Annotated in this window: 13 protein-coding genes; 8 read left to right on the forward strand and 5 right to left on the reverse strand. The window is 51.0% G+C overall.

What is annotated here, in order from left to right; translation table 11 throughout:
- Window positions 1-490 precede the first annotated feature (490 nt).
- Complete coding sequence (locus IE092_RS04250) at window positions 491-2,077, forward strand: M28 family peptidase (RefSeq protein ID WP_189355797.1); 1,587 nt, start codon at window positions 491-493, stop codon at window positions 2,075-2,077.
- 47 nt (window positions 2,078-2,124) lie between these two features.
- Here the strand turns inward: IE092_RS04250 and IE092_RS04255 are convergent, their stop codons facing one another.
- Entirely contained in the window at window positions 2,125-3,498 is a 1,374-nt protein-coding gene (locus IE092_RS04255; protein WP_189355798.1) for an aminotransferase-like domain-containing protein, read from the reverse strand.
- Between the two features lie 127 nt (window positions 3,499-3,625).
- On the opposite strand from IE092_RS04255, the gene IE092_RS04260 reads away from it, so the two are divergent.
- The gene (locus tag IE092_RS04260; protein WP_189355799.1) at window positions 3,626-3,793 is read left to right on the forward strand and encodes a hypothetical protein; all 168 of its coding nucleotides are present in this window, start codon (window positions 3,626-3,628) and stop codon (window positions 3,791-3,793) included.
- Between the two features lie 218 nt (window positions 3,794-4,011).
- Here the strand turns inward: IE092_RS04260 and IE092_RS04265 are convergent, their stop codons facing one another.
- Window positions 4,012-4,620 carry a TetR/AcrR family transcriptional regulator gene (locus tag IE092_RS04265; protein ID WP_189355800.1) on the reverse strand — a complete coding sequence of 203 codons (609 nt, stop codon included), beginning with the start codon at window positions 4,618-4,620 and terminating at the stop codon, window positions 4,012-4,014.
- A 113-nt stretch (window positions 4,621-4,733) separates the two neighbouring features.
- Between IE092_RS04265 and IE092_RS04270 the strand changes: the two genes are divergently transcribed.
- Window positions 4,734-5,288, forward strand: a complete 555-nt coding sequence (locus tag IE092_RS04270; protein WP_189355801.1) for an acyl-CoA thioesterase — start codon at window positions 4,734-4,736, stop codon at window positions 5,286-5,288.
- Window positions 5,289-5,634: 346 nt separating this feature from the next.
- The gene (locus IE092_RS04275) at window positions 5,635-7,761 is read left to right on the forward strand and encodes an ATP-binding protein (protein WP_189355802.1); all 2,127 of its coding nucleotides are present in this window, start codon (window positions 5,635-5,637) and stop codon (window positions 7,759-7,761) included.
- 28 nt (window positions 7,762-7,789) lie between these two features.
- Here the strand turns inward: IE092_RS04275 and IE092_RS04280 are convergent, their stop codons facing one another.
- Window positions 7,790-8,941 carry an acyltransferase family protein gene (locus tag IE092_RS04280; RefSeq protein ID WP_189355803.1) on the reverse strand — a complete coding sequence of 384 codons (1,152 nt, stop codon included), beginning with the start codon at window positions 8,939-8,941 and terminating at the stop codon, window positions 7,790-7,792.
- A gap of 500 nt (window positions 8,942-9,441) precedes the next feature.
- Here IE092_RS04280 and IE092_RS04285 point away from each other — a divergent pair, with 500 nt between their 5' ends.
- The 3 genes from IE092_RS04285 to IE092_RS04295 all read left to right on the forward strand — a co-directional run bounded on the left by IE092_RS04285 (window position 9,442) and on the right by IE092_RS04295 (window position 11,186).
- Window positions 9,442-9,810: a hypothetical protein gene (locus tag IE092_RS04285; RefSeq protein WP_189355804.1), complete on the forward strand. Its 369-nt coding sequence runs from the start codon at window positions 9,442-9,444 to the stop codon at window positions 9,808-9,810.
- Between the two features lie 247 nt (window positions 9,811-10,057).
- Complete coding sequence (locus IE092_RS04290; RefSeq protein WP_189355805.1) at window positions 10,058-10,393, forward strand: hypothetical protein; 336 nt, start codon at window positions 10,058-10,060, stop codon at window positions 10,391-10,393.
- Between the two features lie 328 nt (window positions 10,394-10,721).
- Window positions 10,722-11,186, forward strand: coding sequence for a glycosyl-4,4'-diaponeurosporenoate acyltransferase CrtO family protein (locus IE092_RS04295; RefSeq protein ID WP_189355806.1), 465 nt, complete (start codon window positions 10,722-10,724; stop codon window positions 11,184-11,186).
- 693 nt (window positions 11,187-11,879) lie between these two features.
- Here the strand turns inward: IE092_RS04295 and IE092_RS04300 are convergent.
- Window positions 11,880-12,614, reverse strand: coding sequence for an AAA family ATPase (locus IE092_RS04300; RefSeq protein ID WP_189355807.1), 735 nt, complete (start codon window positions 12,612-12,614; stop codon window positions 11,880-11,882).
- Window positions 12,615-12,963: 349 nt separating this feature from the next.
- Entirely contained in the window at window positions 12,964-13,314 is a 351-nt protein-coding gene (locus IE092_RS04305; RefSeq protein WP_189355808.1) for a hypothetical protein, read from the reverse strand.
- A gap of 105 nt (window positions 13,315-13,419) precedes the next feature.
- Here IE092_RS04305 and IE092_RS04310 point away from each other — a divergent pair, with 105 nt between their 5' ends.
- Entirely contained in the window at window positions 13,420-15,201 is a 1,782-nt protein-coding gene (locus IE092_RS04310) for a heparinase II/III domain-containing protein (RefSeq protein WP_189355809.1), read from the forward strand.
- Window positions 15,202-15,389 lie beyond the last annotated feature (188 nt).

Genomic DNA, 15,389 nt, shown 5'->3' on the forward strand with positions numbered 1-15,389 from the left:
ACATTTATTGGCTGTTGATTGTTAAAGAACTGTATTCTTTTCTGCTATCGCTGCGAAGCGTTGTGTTCGTCAGCAGCAGAGAAACGAGATTATGACGGACATCCCACCGTTTTGCAAGCCCCCCTTCCCGGTTTTTATGTGTATTCGGTTTCTCCGGTTATATAGCGCGCAATCACTATCTATATACTGCTGCGATACATATATGCATCAATCACTCAATCATTAGCATTAACTGCACAAATCCTTTATCGTTGCAGACCATTTACGTTTTACCGGAACAACGGATGCGGCGGGACTAAAGGGTGTTCATGCGGTAGCACATAATATATGTTCTGCCTGCGGCCGCATTAAATACATATATATACCGCCAAACTACATGACTATTCTGAAGCCTTCTGATTTTTCTCCCCGCTATTTGAAGACACTATTACTGACCGCATGCTGTCTGAACACGGGTGTGCACGCCCCTGCTTTTGCAGGGGAACCTGTGATGGCGACACGCGCTGCTACGAGTATGACCCTGAGCGAGCGCAACCTGCGGGCGCACTTATCTTTTTTAGCTGACGATTTGCTGGAAGGCCGCGGTACGGGCCAGCGCGGCGGGGATCTGGCAGTACGTTACCTTGAAACGCAGGCTGCGCTGGTTGGATTACAGGTACTGCCGGGAAATAAAGTACAGGGCTATCGTCAGGCGGTCGATATTCTGGGTAGCCAGACCTTACCAGAAAGTCAGATTCGGTTTTTCGCCAGCGCGCAGCAGTGGATGCCGGTGCCGGGTAAAGATGTGGTGTTCGGTTCTTCAGGTGGTCGTCAGAACGTGAAGTTTTCTGCACCACTGCTGTTTGTCGGTTACGGCATTCATGCGCCGGAAGAAAACTGGGATGATTTCAAACAGGCTGATGTCAGAGGAAAACTTCTGGTCATGATGGTCAATGACCCGCAACCGACTGCAGAAGAACCGCAGCGTTTTGGCGGTGCTGCACTGACTTACTATGGACGCTGGACATATAAATTCGAAGAAGCGGCGCGCAGAGGTGCAGCGGGCGTGCTACTGATTCATACCGACGCCTCCGCCGCCTATGGCTGGAATGTACCGCAAACCAGTTTCAGTCACGAACGATTCAGCTTACCCGGCATGGGCAATCCGCTGGAGGGCTGGATACAGGAAGACGCCGCACGTCAGTTGTTTACTGCAGCAGGTCTGGACCTCGATCAGTTACGGCAGCAAGCCGAACGCAGAGACTTCCAGCCGGTGCTGCTGAATGCAACTGCACAGGCTGAAGTACATAACAGCGTGCGACAGGTACGTCAGTACAACGTACTGGGCATGGTACCCGGCACTGATCCGGTACTAAAGTCAGAAGCCGTCATTTATTCAGCCCACTGGGACCATCTCGGTATCGAAACCGATGCGAACGGAAAAACGCAGATCTGGAACGGTGCAGTTGATAATGCATCCGGCAGCGCTGCACTCATAGAAATGGCACGCGTGGCGGTGCGCCAGCCGACCCGACGAACTCAGATTTTTCTGTGGCCAGCTGCAGAAGAACAGTATCTGCTTGGCAGCGCAACCTATGTACAGCAAGCACCGTGGCCGCTGGCAAAAACTGCGGCTGATCTGAATCTGGACAGCATGAATTTTGTCGCCGCAACCAAAGACATCGGCGTTGCCGGCAGTGAGCGCAGCAGTCTGTATCACAGTGCGGTCAAAGTGGCGAAAGCCATGAAGCTGCGTATTGCGCCTTCCGTACCGGATTTAGGCGGAGCGTATTTCCGTGCCGATCATTTTAATTTTGCCCGGGTTGGCATTCCGGCTTTCAATGTCGGCTCTGCGGTATTTTCCGGTGACGGGCATTTTGATTTCGATAAAGCACCGCAGGAGGTGTACCTGAAAAAAATGCGTGACTTCAAGCAGGACTACCACACGGTGCGCGATGTGTATCATCCTGACTGGGATCTGAGCGGCATGCTGCAGCAAGCGCTGTTCACACTCAGACTGGGTCAGGAAGTCGGCAACGACAGCAAAATGCCGGTCTGGAATCCGGGCGAAGCGTTTGGAAAAATTCCGCGTCAGTAAACTCTGAATCATCCTGAAATCACCTTCTCAATATTCTTATTGAGAATTCAGGGTACATGTGCGAGTAAGCGTGACAGCTTCTGCAGCCCTGCTTGCAAGCGTTGCCTGTCCGGCAGACTGCCAAGTGAGATACGGATCGCATTGACGGTGTGACCGGAATGCATAAACGCATCAGCCGGTGTTACCACGATGCCTTCCGCACGCGCAACATCTGCAAGTTCGGATGCATTCCAGTATGGCGGTAAGGACAGCCACAGATGCAAGGCTTCGGGGGAACCGCATTCATATCCTGCCAGAATCTGACGCGCTGACTGATGGCGGGCACGCGCTTCTGTACGCACGCCCTGCAATAATTTTTTTGCAGATCCGTCCCGTATCCACTGGGTCGCCAGCGCTGCCATCAGCGGCGGCGTCATTTGTGCAAAGGATTTCAGCGCAGCCAGAAAACGATCACGCCGCTGTGCGTTCCCTATCAAAACGAAGGCCACCCGCAGTCCCGGCATCAGGGTTTTTGACAGGGTGGAGATATAGCAAACCTGTTCCGGTGCCAGACTTGCCAGCGGCGGTGGTGCCTGATCCGCCAGCAACCAGTAAGGATCATCTTCGATCAGCAGTAATCCGTGTTTTTGCACGATGGCAGCGATTGCGCGGCGGCGCGCTTCCGGCATGGTCGTGGTTGTCGGATTCTGTAGCGTCGGATTCAGATACAGCGATCTGGCACGGTATTGCAGACAAGCGTTTTCCAGCTGTGCTGGCAACATGCCATGCTGATCAGTATCCACCACCATCACCCGCCGCCCGAGCTGCATTGCGGCGGCATGTAAACCGGGATAACACACCGGCTCCGTGAGAATCACATCGCCCGGCGCAGTTTCTGCCAGAATCAGGGCGGCGATCGCGGCCTGTGCGCCCGGACATATCAGCCAATGCTGCGCATCCGTTTTACCGAATGCGGGTGCCAGCCAGTCTGCTGCTGCCTGTCGGTGTTCGTCGCTGCCACCGGCCAGCTGATACGTCATCAGTTGCGTATTATCCGTTCGCATCAGCACCTGAGACAAACCTTGCTTCAGCGTGTCCTCCACATCCACACCATGCGGCGGTGGCGGCGTGTTCATACTCAGATCCAGCACCGGCGTCAGTTCCGCTTTCGGCGCTGCCACATAGGTACCGCGTGCACCGCGCCCTTCCAGCAAATGACGGCGGCGGGCTTCATCGTAAGCGCGGGTTACGGTCGTCAGGTCGATATTCAGTTGTGTTGCTAACTGGCGTTGCGGCGGCAGACGGTCGCCAGCCTTCAGCGATCCTGCCGCAATGGCAGCCTGCAATGCATCGGCAATTTGCAGAAAGCGCGGCCCCGCCTGCCGGCTGAGTACCGGCATCCAGACCGGCGAAGGATCTTGTATGGATTTAAACTGGGACATTTTGTCACGATGTATGGATTTTGCTTTTCGGTAGTATGCTGTAATCCGGCCTGCATTACCAAACCCTGCAGAATGACATCTGCAAACGCAGGTGATGGGCCTGCGTTAATTCACTGAAAGAAAAACCATGGAATGGGTTCCCGTATTTTTAGTCACGTTCAAGCTGATCGTATTCGGCACGGGCATGTTTTACGCCATCAAATGGCATTACGACCGTGAACAGGAAGAAAAAGCAAAAAAAGAAAAACAGCGGCTGGAGCAATTGCAGAAAGATACCGAGCAGCCTTCCGTCTGAGTACATCAGCGTGGGAAGTTTTCCTCTGCAGAGTTGACTTCCTTCACTCCGCCCGACCTGATACATGCCTGTGGCATGGCGTCAGGCCTTGATTGAACGTAAATCAGGCAAAAACAGGCCCAAATGCGGTGTTCAGCACAGCGATCCGGCGGTCGTCGGCAGAAAGTCCGGCTCTCCGGAAATGCCCGATGCGGATATCTGCACAATAATCCGGAAAATCAGGCCGGTATCCGGCAGTCATTCAGAGCGGCTGATGGTAAAACTGATTGCAGCAGACGCATTACCATCTCTTCCGCGGCATCCAGCGCCGTCAGCTGGCGTTGTGCACGGCATACCAGAATCGCACCTTCAATTGTCGAAATAATCGCCATTGCCAGCGCTTGCGCCGGTTCAAGTTGTGCACCATGCGCCTGCAGACTATCCGCGATCTGCGCCTGCAGATTGGAAAACACCTCGGCAGTCTGCAGCAAGGCAGCAGGCACATCATGACGCGCATTCGCATCCAGAGAGATCGCGGCCAGCGGACATCCGGCACTGTAATCGGTTTCCGTCAGTAACTGACGCCAGTGCGCAAAGTAGGCGCGAAATCCGGCTTGCGGCCCGTCTGCCAGACAGTTTTCCAGCTGTTGTGCAATTTTGCAGCCTGCCAGTGCGATTGCTTCGCTGACAAATTGCTGTTTCCCGTCGGGATAATAGTGATACACCGAACCCAGCGGTGCACCCGCATGTTTTGCCAGTTCGCGGACGCTGGTCGCATGTAAGCCACGTCTGCGGATCAGGTCAGCGGCGGCGGCAGTCAGGCGGGCTTTGTTCTGTTCTTTCGTCACGGTATGCACGATTGGTTACGAGGCATGTTATTATAACAGTCGTTATAAATTCTGGCTGATGTTTGCAGCAAGCCTGCCTGCAATCACAACAGCGCAATCCTGCGGAGATACTGATGAACCTGTGGTTTCGCCTGACCCGATTATTACTGAGCCGCCCGTGGCGCCGTGTCGCCGGCCCGGATGCGACCATCGTCACCACCATGCGCGTCTGGCCGCTGGATCTGGATATCAACCGGCATGTCACTAATGGCCGCTATTTTTCAATGGCCGATATCGCCCGCACCGATTACTTATTCCGCAGCGGCGCGTATAAAGTCGCGCTGGCTTACCGCGCGTTGCCGATTGTTGGCGATAACTGGGGCAAATTCCGCAAAGAACTGAAGCTGTTTCAAAAGTTTGAGATTCATACCAGCATGCTGGGCTGGGATGAAAAATGGGTTTTCATGAAGCATGAATTCCGCCGCGAAGGGCGCGTGCTGGGTACCGTGATCATGCGCGGTGTTTTTCGGGCAGGACGCGATGTGCTGAAACCGCAGGTATTCATCGAAGCACTGGGCTTACCGTCAGCATCGCCGGAATTACCGCACTGGCTGGCGCAATGGTCCGCCAGTTGCGATGCACTGAGCGCCGATTTACGCTCGGCGGAACAACCGCAACTGGCTGCCTGAGCAGGCCAACCGGATACTGTTTTTTACAGCAGATCGTCACCGGCGCTGAAGCGCAGAGAGATAGCGGTTGCGCTTCAGAAAAATCATTCTAAGATAGTAACCAGAATTCCGGTGTTGTTGTTTTTACTGCTCTGCATCATGCCTGTTGGCACCACCCGGTGTTAAGCTTCAAGCAGCTACCAGTTTAGTCCGGTATTTCTGCACCATGTTTTTGTATGCCAGGGGGCAGCAATATCCGCGATCCGTTAGCTTGTTGAAGCTTACCGGCATTTCTCCTGATTTGGTTTTTAGTCTGTTTCTTTCGCATCGCCATACCGGCAGGCCACAGTAACAAAGGAAAACCGCAGTGTCCGCAACCAGTCAAAAGCCTGAGAACTTGCCCACCCTGCCGACACCCGGCCTGGCCAGTGGTCCTGCATTGTGGATGCCATTTCTGCTGCTGCTAGTCAGCCTGTTCGCTCTGGTTTCCTATACCGCTATTATTGATAAGCAGGACGACCTCCGTAATGCAGAAATATCTACATTGAATGATGCACGGGTGCTGTCAGTAAGGCTGGAAGACACATTAAACCGGATTGATGCCATTCTGCAGGCACTGAATCATCAGATACCCGAGCGTGCGCTAACCACCCGTCTGCCCGCAGACCATCAGACAGAAGTCACGCAAATTCTGCGCGATAATTTGCATCTATTTCAGGAAGTTTCCGGTGCCTGGATCGTTAACCGGCAAGGCGATGTGATTTATGGTTATGGTGCGGATTTTCCTCGCGAAAAAGTTAATTTCTCGGACCGGCCCTACTTTCGCCTGCATCTGAATGAAAAAGCACCGCAGCTATATATTTCTCCGGTGCTGGACGGAAAAATCCTGAAAAAACAAATCATCGTGTTCACACGGGCATTACGAGCGGTCAACGGTGATTTTCTGGGTGTGGCAATTATTGCGATTGCACTCGAGAATTTTCAGCGTCAGTTTAGTGCCATTGATGTCGGAAAACGCGGCTCTGTTGCAATTCGCCGCAGCGATAATTTGCATTTGATTGTACGCTGGCCCCATTTGCCGAACCTGGTAAATCAACCACTGATTGCTAACGATCCTATCGGAATCCAGATCAAAAATGGCAAACGTGAGTTTAATTCCCGTCATCATGCCAGCGCCGACAATGAAATCCGGGTCTTCGGTATTGTCAGGCTTGAAAACTATCCGTTCTATGTAGCCGTTGCTTTTCATGAATACGAAATACTCGAAGCCTGGCGTAAACGCACACTGATGCTGGCAGCGGCTGTCGCCTTGGTTGGCGTGCTTTCTTTGCTGCTGATGTGGCGCCTGGGCCAGAGCCAGCGACGCGAACGGCGTTCGCTGCAAGTCATGAGCGCACAGCAAAACCGCATCAGCATGCTGGCCAGCGCGTTTGAAACCGGCGGTGAAGCCATTATGCTGGTCAGTCGTGACGGGCTGGTTGAAGAAGTCAATCAGTATTGCAGCCACTTAACCGGTTATGCGTCTGCCGAATGGATTCAGCAACCGTGGCAATACTTCTTTGAGCCGGAAAATGGTCAGACCTTCCCGGCGACTGCTGATATTCAGACGGTCTGGAAGTCGGAATGCCTGTGCAGGCACAGTACAGGCGACAGTTTTCCGGTATTACTGACGATCGCCCGTGTAATGATAGCGCAACGTAACGAATATCACCTTGTCATAAATTTTATTGATATCACCGAAAGGCGCAAAGCCGACCAGTTGAAATCAGACTTCGTCGCCGTGGTCAGCCACGAACTACGCACACCACTGACTTCAATTTGCGGCGCACTCGGCCTGATTAACGGCGGCACCGTCGGTATTGTGCCCAAAAAAATCGCCAGCCTGCTGCATTTGGCAGAAAAAAACAGTCTGCGCCTGAAAGATTTGATCAATGACTTGCTGGATATTGAAAAACTGGAAGCCGGTAAATTAAGTCTGCACTGCCAGTCGCTGAGCGTCGCACAGGCGCTGGAGCAGGCAATAGAGAGCATGCAAACGTTTGCCACGAGTAACGAAATCCGTTTCTTCCTGAGCACATGCGACCCCGGCTGGCGGGTCTTTGCAGATCCGGTGCGCATGCAACAAATACTCGCAAATTTATTGTCAAACGCCGTTAAGTTTTCCCCGCCGGGTGGGCAAGTGGAGTTGAAAGTGGAACGCCTGCACCCGGTCATCCGGTTTACGGTGATTGATCATGGTAGTGGGATTGCCGGTAACTTCCGTGGAAAAATTTTCCAGAAATTCGCGCAGGCCGAACAACCTGCTACCCGTCGCCACGGCGGCACCGGACTCGGCTTATCCATCACCAAAGAACTGGTGGAGCGAATGGGAGGACGGATCGGCTTTTTTGATACGGAAGGCCAGGGTGCCAGCTTCTGGTTTGAACTCAGCGATATCACCATCGATGCCGCTGAGCCGCCCGTTACCGTCAGCGCAAATAACCATCCGTCGTAGTAACGGCGGCAGTGTTTCAAATCGGGACTTATTTACCGGCAACACCGCTAACCGTAGAGGAAAGGCCTGCCTGACAGACCATCGGCACTTCCGTCGGAAATAAGCGCTTCCTTAGCTGCATGAACGGCGTTTCTACCAGACGGTAAAGCAGCCAGCCGCAAAAGATTCCGGCCGCCATGACGGCGACGATGGTCAGCGGCGCATTCGGGTTGATACCGCGCGCCAGAAGTTCCGGACGCAAAGCCATAAACACTGGTTTGTGCGCAAGATACACCGCGTATGACCAGAGCGCGAGGCTGGTCGCGCCCGGAACACGCAACCGGTTTAACAACGAGGCTGGACTCAGCGCCGCGCAGGTCAGGAGGGCGAAACTAAAAGCAATCAGTGAAAAACCAAATGTGGAGGCCAGAAAAGCGTTGGGTGCTTCGTTCATCACACCGTAGAGTACGGCGGTTACCGCAACAAGCCCGGTCAACAACAAAGTGTTACCAAAGCGAAGCAGGCGTGTGAATGCAGCAGGGTGAAAATGCTTCAGCATGGCAATCGCAACACCGGGCAGCAATTCATCAAAACGTGCCAGAGTCGAGTAATACACCGAAGCAGCGAACATATCCTTGCCATCCAGAAAGGCCATGCCACGTGTTGCCATACCCACGGCAATTGCAGCAGCCAGCGCGCACCAGAGCAGGCGTGGCGAACGCTGTTTTCCGACCAACGCGATCACCGCCAGCGGCAGTACCAGATAAAACTGCTCTTCAATGCAAAGCGACCATGAATGGGTAAAGGTTTCCCCGTAAGTCAGAACGAAATTCTGAGTGAAGGTCAGAAAACGCCAGACCGATGCCATCGCATGGCCTGCAATCGGACTGTCGGGTAGAAGTAAGTAAATAGCCAGCACGACATAGTAGTTCGGAAGGGTGCGCAGCAGACGACGGGCAAAAAATCTGGGCACACTCAAAGGCTCACCGCGTGCTGCAGGAGCGAGTAATTGATTCCCGATCAGATAGCCGCTCAACACGAAAAACAAATCGACTCCGGCCCAGCCTACACTACCGATTGCACGAAACCCGGGTGCGTGTCTGACAAAACCGTTGTAGTGAGACATGAGGACCAGCGCAATAGCGAGCGCACGTAAAGTATCCAGCCCGATTAGACGGGCGGACGAATCAGACTGCTTCATGGGAATTTCTTGTTGATAGGGTTTCACAGGCTTGCATGCCAACTCGGCAGCTTTGTGCAGAATAACATATTCCCATTGAGAAAATTTCACGCAGAATTCGAACGCATTTCACCAATAGCCACCAGTGCAAACGCGAGGTGCCCGTATTTATGAAATGAGTTCTAACAGTGTCTCAAATTGTCTGCCAACCGAAATCCGTAAAAATTGCAGCGGCAGCATTCACGCAATTTACGCCTGGCTTCTGCATTTTCTGATCACTGTAATCAGCAGCCATCGAGGCACTTACCTGCACATCTGCCTTCGTACGGTAATGCAGATAAGTGGCTGCACTCGTCGTACTCTTAGGTTTCACCACCTCATTGCAGTCAGCTGTGTCAGTGTTTCTTGAGAGTACTTGCCAGCTACGCATCACAACTAAAAACCACGAGTTTTCCTTACATTCCGTTCCATGCGAACAAAAAAGCGTGTAAATTTATGCATCTTTCTCACGTGGAGTATTTATGCGCAGCATTTCGATACTAATCGCTATCATGAGCCTGACAACAACACTGGCTCATGCACAAACTACTCCCTCATCTGCGTCGGTCGCGCAATCATATGCCGCCATGTGTAAAAAAGACGGCGTGAAAATTCCGGCAGAATACGGTGGCGATGCGGATATAAAAGATCATCCTAAGCTGGATAATTACTGCACTTGTTTCGGTGAAAAATTTGCCGAACGCGCGCTGAAGGCGAGTGAAGATGTGAAGAAGAAAGGTGCCGCTGCTTTGCGTGATACACCGGCCGCCCAATCTTTAGCCGAAGAATTTGCAATGCGCAAGGCCTGCCGCGCCCAATTCGGTTTGCCTGCACCCGTCATGCCGAAGTAATACAGGATTAGCCGAGTCCCCAACCTGACTAGTGACTGATATTTTTCAAATTGGGATGGGTGTCCCGGCGAAGGCATCTTCCTCGTGAAACGAGGCTGACTAGATGCTAGCAATAACAACTACCGATAAGCAAGAGACATTTACTATTTTTAGTAAAAATATATTAAGTAATATATTTTTTTATAATTTTGAATATCTTTTGCAGGATTAATGAAATTTTTAACTTCACATCGAAATACAAAAACCAATGAATCATCAAATACAATCATTATCCGTAAAAAAAATTGGCGCTGGAACGGTTTATAAGCTCATTGCTGTGGGCCTGACGGTAGGTTTTTTACCAATATTTACAGCATTTGGTGTCATGGGCGCGTTCGGTTTGGAAACTCTGATGTGGAATAAAGCACCCGTAACAGGCTTCAAGGCAATTTTTGTTGGCCCTCTGATGGCAGTTTTCATGTCTCTCCTCTTTACTGCCATCCTGGGTAGCGTCATTGCATTTGGACTTTGGTTGTTTTCATTCTTCAAACCCATAACTATTGAATATACTGTGACAGAAACGAAGCAGCAAAGTCATGGCTAAGCGTGCTTTGAACACCGTTCATAAGTCTGCCCCGTTAACGACTGCTGCCTCGTTTTATCTTTTGCCAATCGCGTAAAGTGCAGTCCCATGCTGGTACGCTGTCTGGTTTCTGACTTGTGGTAGCGGTTATTCAGAATTACCAGACCTGACCAGAAATTCTTTCTACCGGAATGCTGCTTTTACCACTGATTGTTTATAAATAAATTTTAGTTTTATTCCATTCCGGTGGAACACAGCCCGCATCTGCGACAGGGCTTGATCAAAGAAAAGCGCGACCTCCTTACAGTGAAGATTTCATATTCTTCAACAATACCTCGGGGAAGTAAAAATGCAACTATTAAACAATCCGGTCGCAGTCATGTTTCTGTCATTCATTATTGGCGTTATAGCTGATCTTGCAATGCGCCGAATGCCATTCTATGGCTGGTTAAGCGAGCGTTATTTGTTCTCCGATCCGAAAATGTATGAGCGCCTGGGCATAGAACAATTTCGAAAAATTCTCCTCGCCACACCGCTGCGAATGTTTAATACCAATATCAAGATTCCAAAAAATCGGGACCTCCGCCTGTTAAATGAGATTCGAAAGCACATTGCGACCGCAGAAGTGTCACATTGGGTTGGCTTTACTGTGATGATGGTTATGACGTTCTACGCATGGAATACTCATGGCCTGAAGACCGGAATAGGTTTTGTCTTTTTCAATATCATTGGCAACCTTTATCCCTGCTTACTTCAGCAATACAACAAAAAGCGTTTGTATCAATTAATTGCGCTCATGGAGCGACGTATCTGATTGCTTGTGCTGATCTCAGGTATTTATGGCCTTTTCGTGAAACTCTACCTTAGGCAATTTAGGGGCCGCTGGCCGGCAATCACGCGTCAGGACTTTACTCAATCCTTTTATGTGAAACAGGCTGAGGACGCTGTTCGAAACCGGAATGCGAAGCAGCATTTTGTGTTCTGCTTCAGAGAATATAGCGAGTACCTTGTTGAAAAATGCCGATCACTCAAAGACATCCCTCAAAAAACAAAAACACGCCTCCATCAAACCATTGGATTACTTTGTCAATTTGGGAAACATGCGAAATGAAGATATGGCGCTGGCATATTAAAGTGGGCACTACTCGCTTCAGCAAGTTGGTGCACAGTTCGGAGTAAGCTACGCGACGTTAGTCGGGCTGTGAAACAGAAAGAATGTGGCGTTGATTGATTGTTGAATGTGAAATGTAAGGCTTGACCCCATTTTCTTTGCGGTGGCGGGTCGGATTGGGAGCGCGACAATGCTGCGCCCATTGGAAATATGCGACAGACCTATTTTTGGACGGAGCCTGTGAAACGATTAATCAAGCCAGATGGTTCGATAGTTCAAGCAACTTGGGCACGTATTGTTCCTTATGCTGAAGGTATTCGTACCGTGTATCCAATTATTCCATTGAGAAAAATATGAATATTGAATTCAAAAGTTCTTCTACGCTATGTTGAACACTTAATCATCTTGAAGCAGTTGACTTAAGCGTCGGGGATAATTATTCAGAAAATCTTTCGTAATCAAAAAGTGTTCCGTATCCTCGAAGTTGACCTCATTTATTCCGGATTCATCAAATTGAATGATTTTGGCGTTTGGATATGACATGAGGATCGGCGAATGAGTTGCAATGATGAACTGTGAATGATTTTCTACAAGCTTGTGAATTGCGTTTAATGCAGCTAACTGGCGACCCGGTGACAATGCTGCCTCTGGTTCATCCAAAAGGTAAAGACCATTTCCTCGAAATTTATTAAGCAATACAGCCATAAATGACTCACCATGCGATTGTGTATGTAAGGATTTTCCTCCGTACCCTTTCAGATAACCGGTTGCATCCACATGGCTCGCCACATTGAAAAAGCTTTCTGCCCGGAGAAAGTACTCATCGCTAGGTGCCGGTACCCTGCGTGAAATACGAAGATTTTCATGAAGAGAAGATGTAGATCCGGCAGACCGGAAATGAACGTTTTTTGTCCCCCCTTCTGCCCCAAAACCTAAAGCTAACGCTATACCTTCCAATACCGTAGACTTACCAGCACCATTTTCGCCGACAAAAAAAGTTACGTTTGGATGAAAATGAATACTCCCGATTTCACGCACTGCAGGTATCGAAAAAGGAAAAATATCGTAGTCAACAACAGCATTCGGACGAATATTGGCGAGAGCTACATAGGGTTCTTTGCGCTTGGGCATATTTTCTTGAAGTTTGCGTTTTAGTTAATGTTCTGCTGCTTTGTGAAGCTTTTGAAGACAATCAAATACTTGTTTTTCATAAGAAAACTGCCGTCTGCCTAGTCAATGAAATGGGGGCAAGTTATTACGACAGACCATCGGCACAGGTCGGTAGCGATTCAAAGATTATATGCTGCGTCCATTCATGAAAGTCTTTCTCTCGGTCGCTAGTATTGCCCCACGTTGACCATCAACTCTCGGAAATTGCAAAAAGCAAACTTCCATTGAATCCAGAAAATTCAGAGTTAGCTGAACAAAATTCAAAGTTAAGTGAATTTCGACAGCGATAAAAGGCAATGAATTCAGGGGCTTATCGCGTGTTGCAAAGTTCGGGAATGCCTGAGTAAGTCAGCAGATCAAAATAGCCGGCACTAGTTTTTAATGAAAATAGAGATTTTTTAATGAGGTTAATTATTTTTGAGAACTGAACACAGAGCCAATACCGGAAAATGTTTTTATAAAAGCAAATATCACGTGTTTTTTTGCTTTTCGCCCTCTCCTGCGCAAGCAGATAAGAAGACCTGATACAAAGTCGCTTCTGAAAATGCCCTGCCATCACACAGAACCGGTTTGCCGAAATTTGCACCACGTCCATCTTCGGCATCAGCATTCGTTTTTGAAAAGCTGAATTGATATCCATTGCTCGCCAGCTTTGGCGCATCGCAAATTTTTGCCGTAGCTATTCCGATTTCTCACCTTGAATCATGACAATTCAGTCTGGTTCAGGCATTCTGCAGACCGATGCCGATTCTGATGAGAGATATCTATGCAACGACGTGATCTGTTTTCCGCGCTTTTATTGCCTTTTTTGTCCGGTGTTTTACCCTCTGCGCTGGCAGCCGGTTCTGCGAATGCAACGCGAACCCCGCTGCTGATCAGCGAACGGGAATGGCAGGATCTGGCGCAACGGCGGGAAACTGATCCGGAACTGGATTTGCTGGTGCGAACAATCCTGGAAAGAGCGAAAAAGGATCTGACTCTGCCACTGCCGGAACGAAAACTGATCGGAAAGCGTTTGCTCAGCGTTTCGCGCGAACTGATACGCCGCTGTCTGGGCTGGGCGTTTGCGTGGCGTCTGAGCGGGGACATCGTGTATGCGGAGCGTGCTGTCGCGGAATTACAGGCGGTGGCGGCATTTTCTGACTGGAATCCGGCGCATTATCTCGATGTGGCAGAAATGACCACCGGCGTGGCGATTACTTACGACTGGCTGTACGAAGTGCTGACACCGGAACAGCGACTGCAAATTCAGCAGGCGATCATCGATAAAGGGATTGCGCAGGCCAGAAATGGCCATGCCACCTATAAACGGGACAATAACTGGAATCAGGTGTGTATCACCGGCATGATCCTCGGCGCGCTGGTGGTGGCAGACAGCCAGCCTGAACTGATGCGCGCCATGCTGGCACCGGCAATCGCCGCGATTCCTGCCGGTTTGAAGGCTTACCAGCCGGACGGCGTTTATCCTGAGGGGCCAAGCTACTGGAGTTACGGCACAACATATTCTGTGCTGTTACTGGCTGCGCTGCGTCAGCACCGGCTGGGCGACTGGGGGATTGGCAGTGCACCGGGATTCATGCGCAGCGCCCTGTTTTATGCCCATTCGGTCGGGCCTTCCGGTAAGCATTTCAATTTTGCAGACGGCGGCGAAGGTCAGGAACTGGCGGCTGCACTGGTCTGGATGGCGCGTGAGTTGCAACAACCCGTCTTGCTGGATGCGAAACGGGCGCTGATTCGCCAGAAAAACGGTTCCAACGACCGCTTTGCGACGCTTTCCGCCTTGTGGTGGCCTGCGCAGCGAGACAGCGCAGAAGCACTGGAAACACAATTCGCTGGTCAGGGTGCGCAACCGCTCAGTTTCTGGCGCAGTAGCTGGCAGGACCCGGATGCACTGTGGTTTGCCATCAAGGGTGGCGGTGCTGCACACAGCCATGCGCACATGGATGCGGGCAGTTTTTGTCTGGACTGGGCGGGATTGCGCTGGGCGAAGGATCTGGGGATGCAGGATTATCAGAGTCTGGAATCCAGAGGCATCGATTTATGGAACAACAAGCAACAATCGCCGCGGTGGAAGGTCTTCCGCCTGTCCGCCGAGGCCCATAACACGCTGATGCTGGACGGCCAGCCGCATCATGTGAATGCGATGGCCGGCATGACAAACTCAGCAAAAGATCGCGCGCAGATTGATCTCAGCGCGGTGCTGGGCGTAGCGCACGCTGTGCGTACCGCACAGTTTGCCGGCACCAGCGTCAGGCTGGATGATCAGCTGTCAGGATGCCAGCCGCAGCAGCAAGTCCGCTGGGCAATGTGTACGACAGCAGACATCCGCATTCAGGGCAATATTGCTCTGCTGACCCAGCAAGGCAAGCAGCTGCGCCTGCGGTTTGAAGGTGCGCCGGTCAGTCTGCAGATTCAGGACATTTCTGCGCCACGCGCCGACTTCGACGCCCCGAATCCGGGAACCCGACAGTTACTGGCATTCGGGAAAATTGCCGACGATGGCAGCTGGCAATTGCGGTGTACTTTTGAGCCGGTGATAAGCGGATAGAGACGTTTGACGTAAAGGAGCGGTGTAAGGGCGCGGGACATCAAACCTGATGCCGCTGGCATCTCTCTCCTTCTGCATGGCATTTTTGCCAATCCGCCATCGGATATTTTTTGTGTACTGACGGTCTGCTGATGCGTGCTTGTTCAGCATTGGCCTTCTGATGATTTTCTGGTCCGCTGTGATGGGGA

It is taken from the genome of Cognatundibacterium squillarum (assembly GCF_014652435.1).
In the GTDB taxonomy this organism is placed as follows: domain Bacteria; phylum Pseudomonadota; class Gammaproteobacteria; order Burkholderiales; family Burkholderiaceae_D; genus Undibacterium; species Undibacterium squillarum.

Bases quoted from the DNA above. Each gene is read 5' to 3' on its own strand.
- IE092_RS04290 (WP_189355805.1), top strand. From the start codon at position 10,058: ATGAATCATCAAATACAATCATTATCCGTAAAAAAAATTGGCGCTGGA.
- IE092_RS04250 (WP_189355797.1), top strand. From the start codon at position 491: ATGGCGACACGCGCTGCTACGAGTATGACCCTGAGCGAGCGCAACCTG.
- IE092_RS04255 (WP_189355798.1), bottom strand. From the start codon at position 3,498: ATGTCCCAGTTTAAATCCATACAAGATCCTTCGCCGGTCTGGATGCCG.
- IE092_RS04305 (WP_189355808.1), bottom strand. From the start codon at position 13,314: ATGCGCCAAAGCTGGCGAGCAATGGATATCAATTCAGCTTTTCAAAAA.
- IE092_RS04300 (WP_189355807.1), bottom strand. From the start codon at position 12,614: ATGCCCAAGCGCAAAGAACCCTATGTAGCTCTCGCCAATATTCGTCCG.
- IE092_RS04285 (WP_189355804.1), top strand. From the start codon at position 9,442: ATGCGCAGCATTTCGATACTAATCGCTATCATGAGCCTGACAACAACA.
- IE092_RS04270 (WP_189355801.1), top strand. From the start codon at position 4,734: ATGAACCTGTGGTTTCGCCTGACCCGATTATTACTGAGCCGCCCGTGG.
- IE092_RS04280 (WP_189355803.1), bottom strand. From the start codon at position 8,941: ATGAAGCAGTCTGATTCGTCCGCCCGTCTAATCGGGCTGGATACTTTA.
- IE092_RS04295 (WP_189355806.1), top strand. From the start codon at position 10,722: ATGCAACTATTAAACAATCCGGTCGCAGTCATGTTTCTGTCATTCATT.
- IE092_RS04310 (WP_189355809.1), top strand. From the start codon at position 13,420: ATGCAACGACGTGATCTGTTTTCCGCGCTTTTATTGCCTTTTTTGTCC.
- IE092_RS04260 (WP_189355799.1), top strand. From the start codon at position 3,626: ATGGAATGGGTTCCCGTATTTTTAGTCACGTTCAAGCTGATCGTATTC.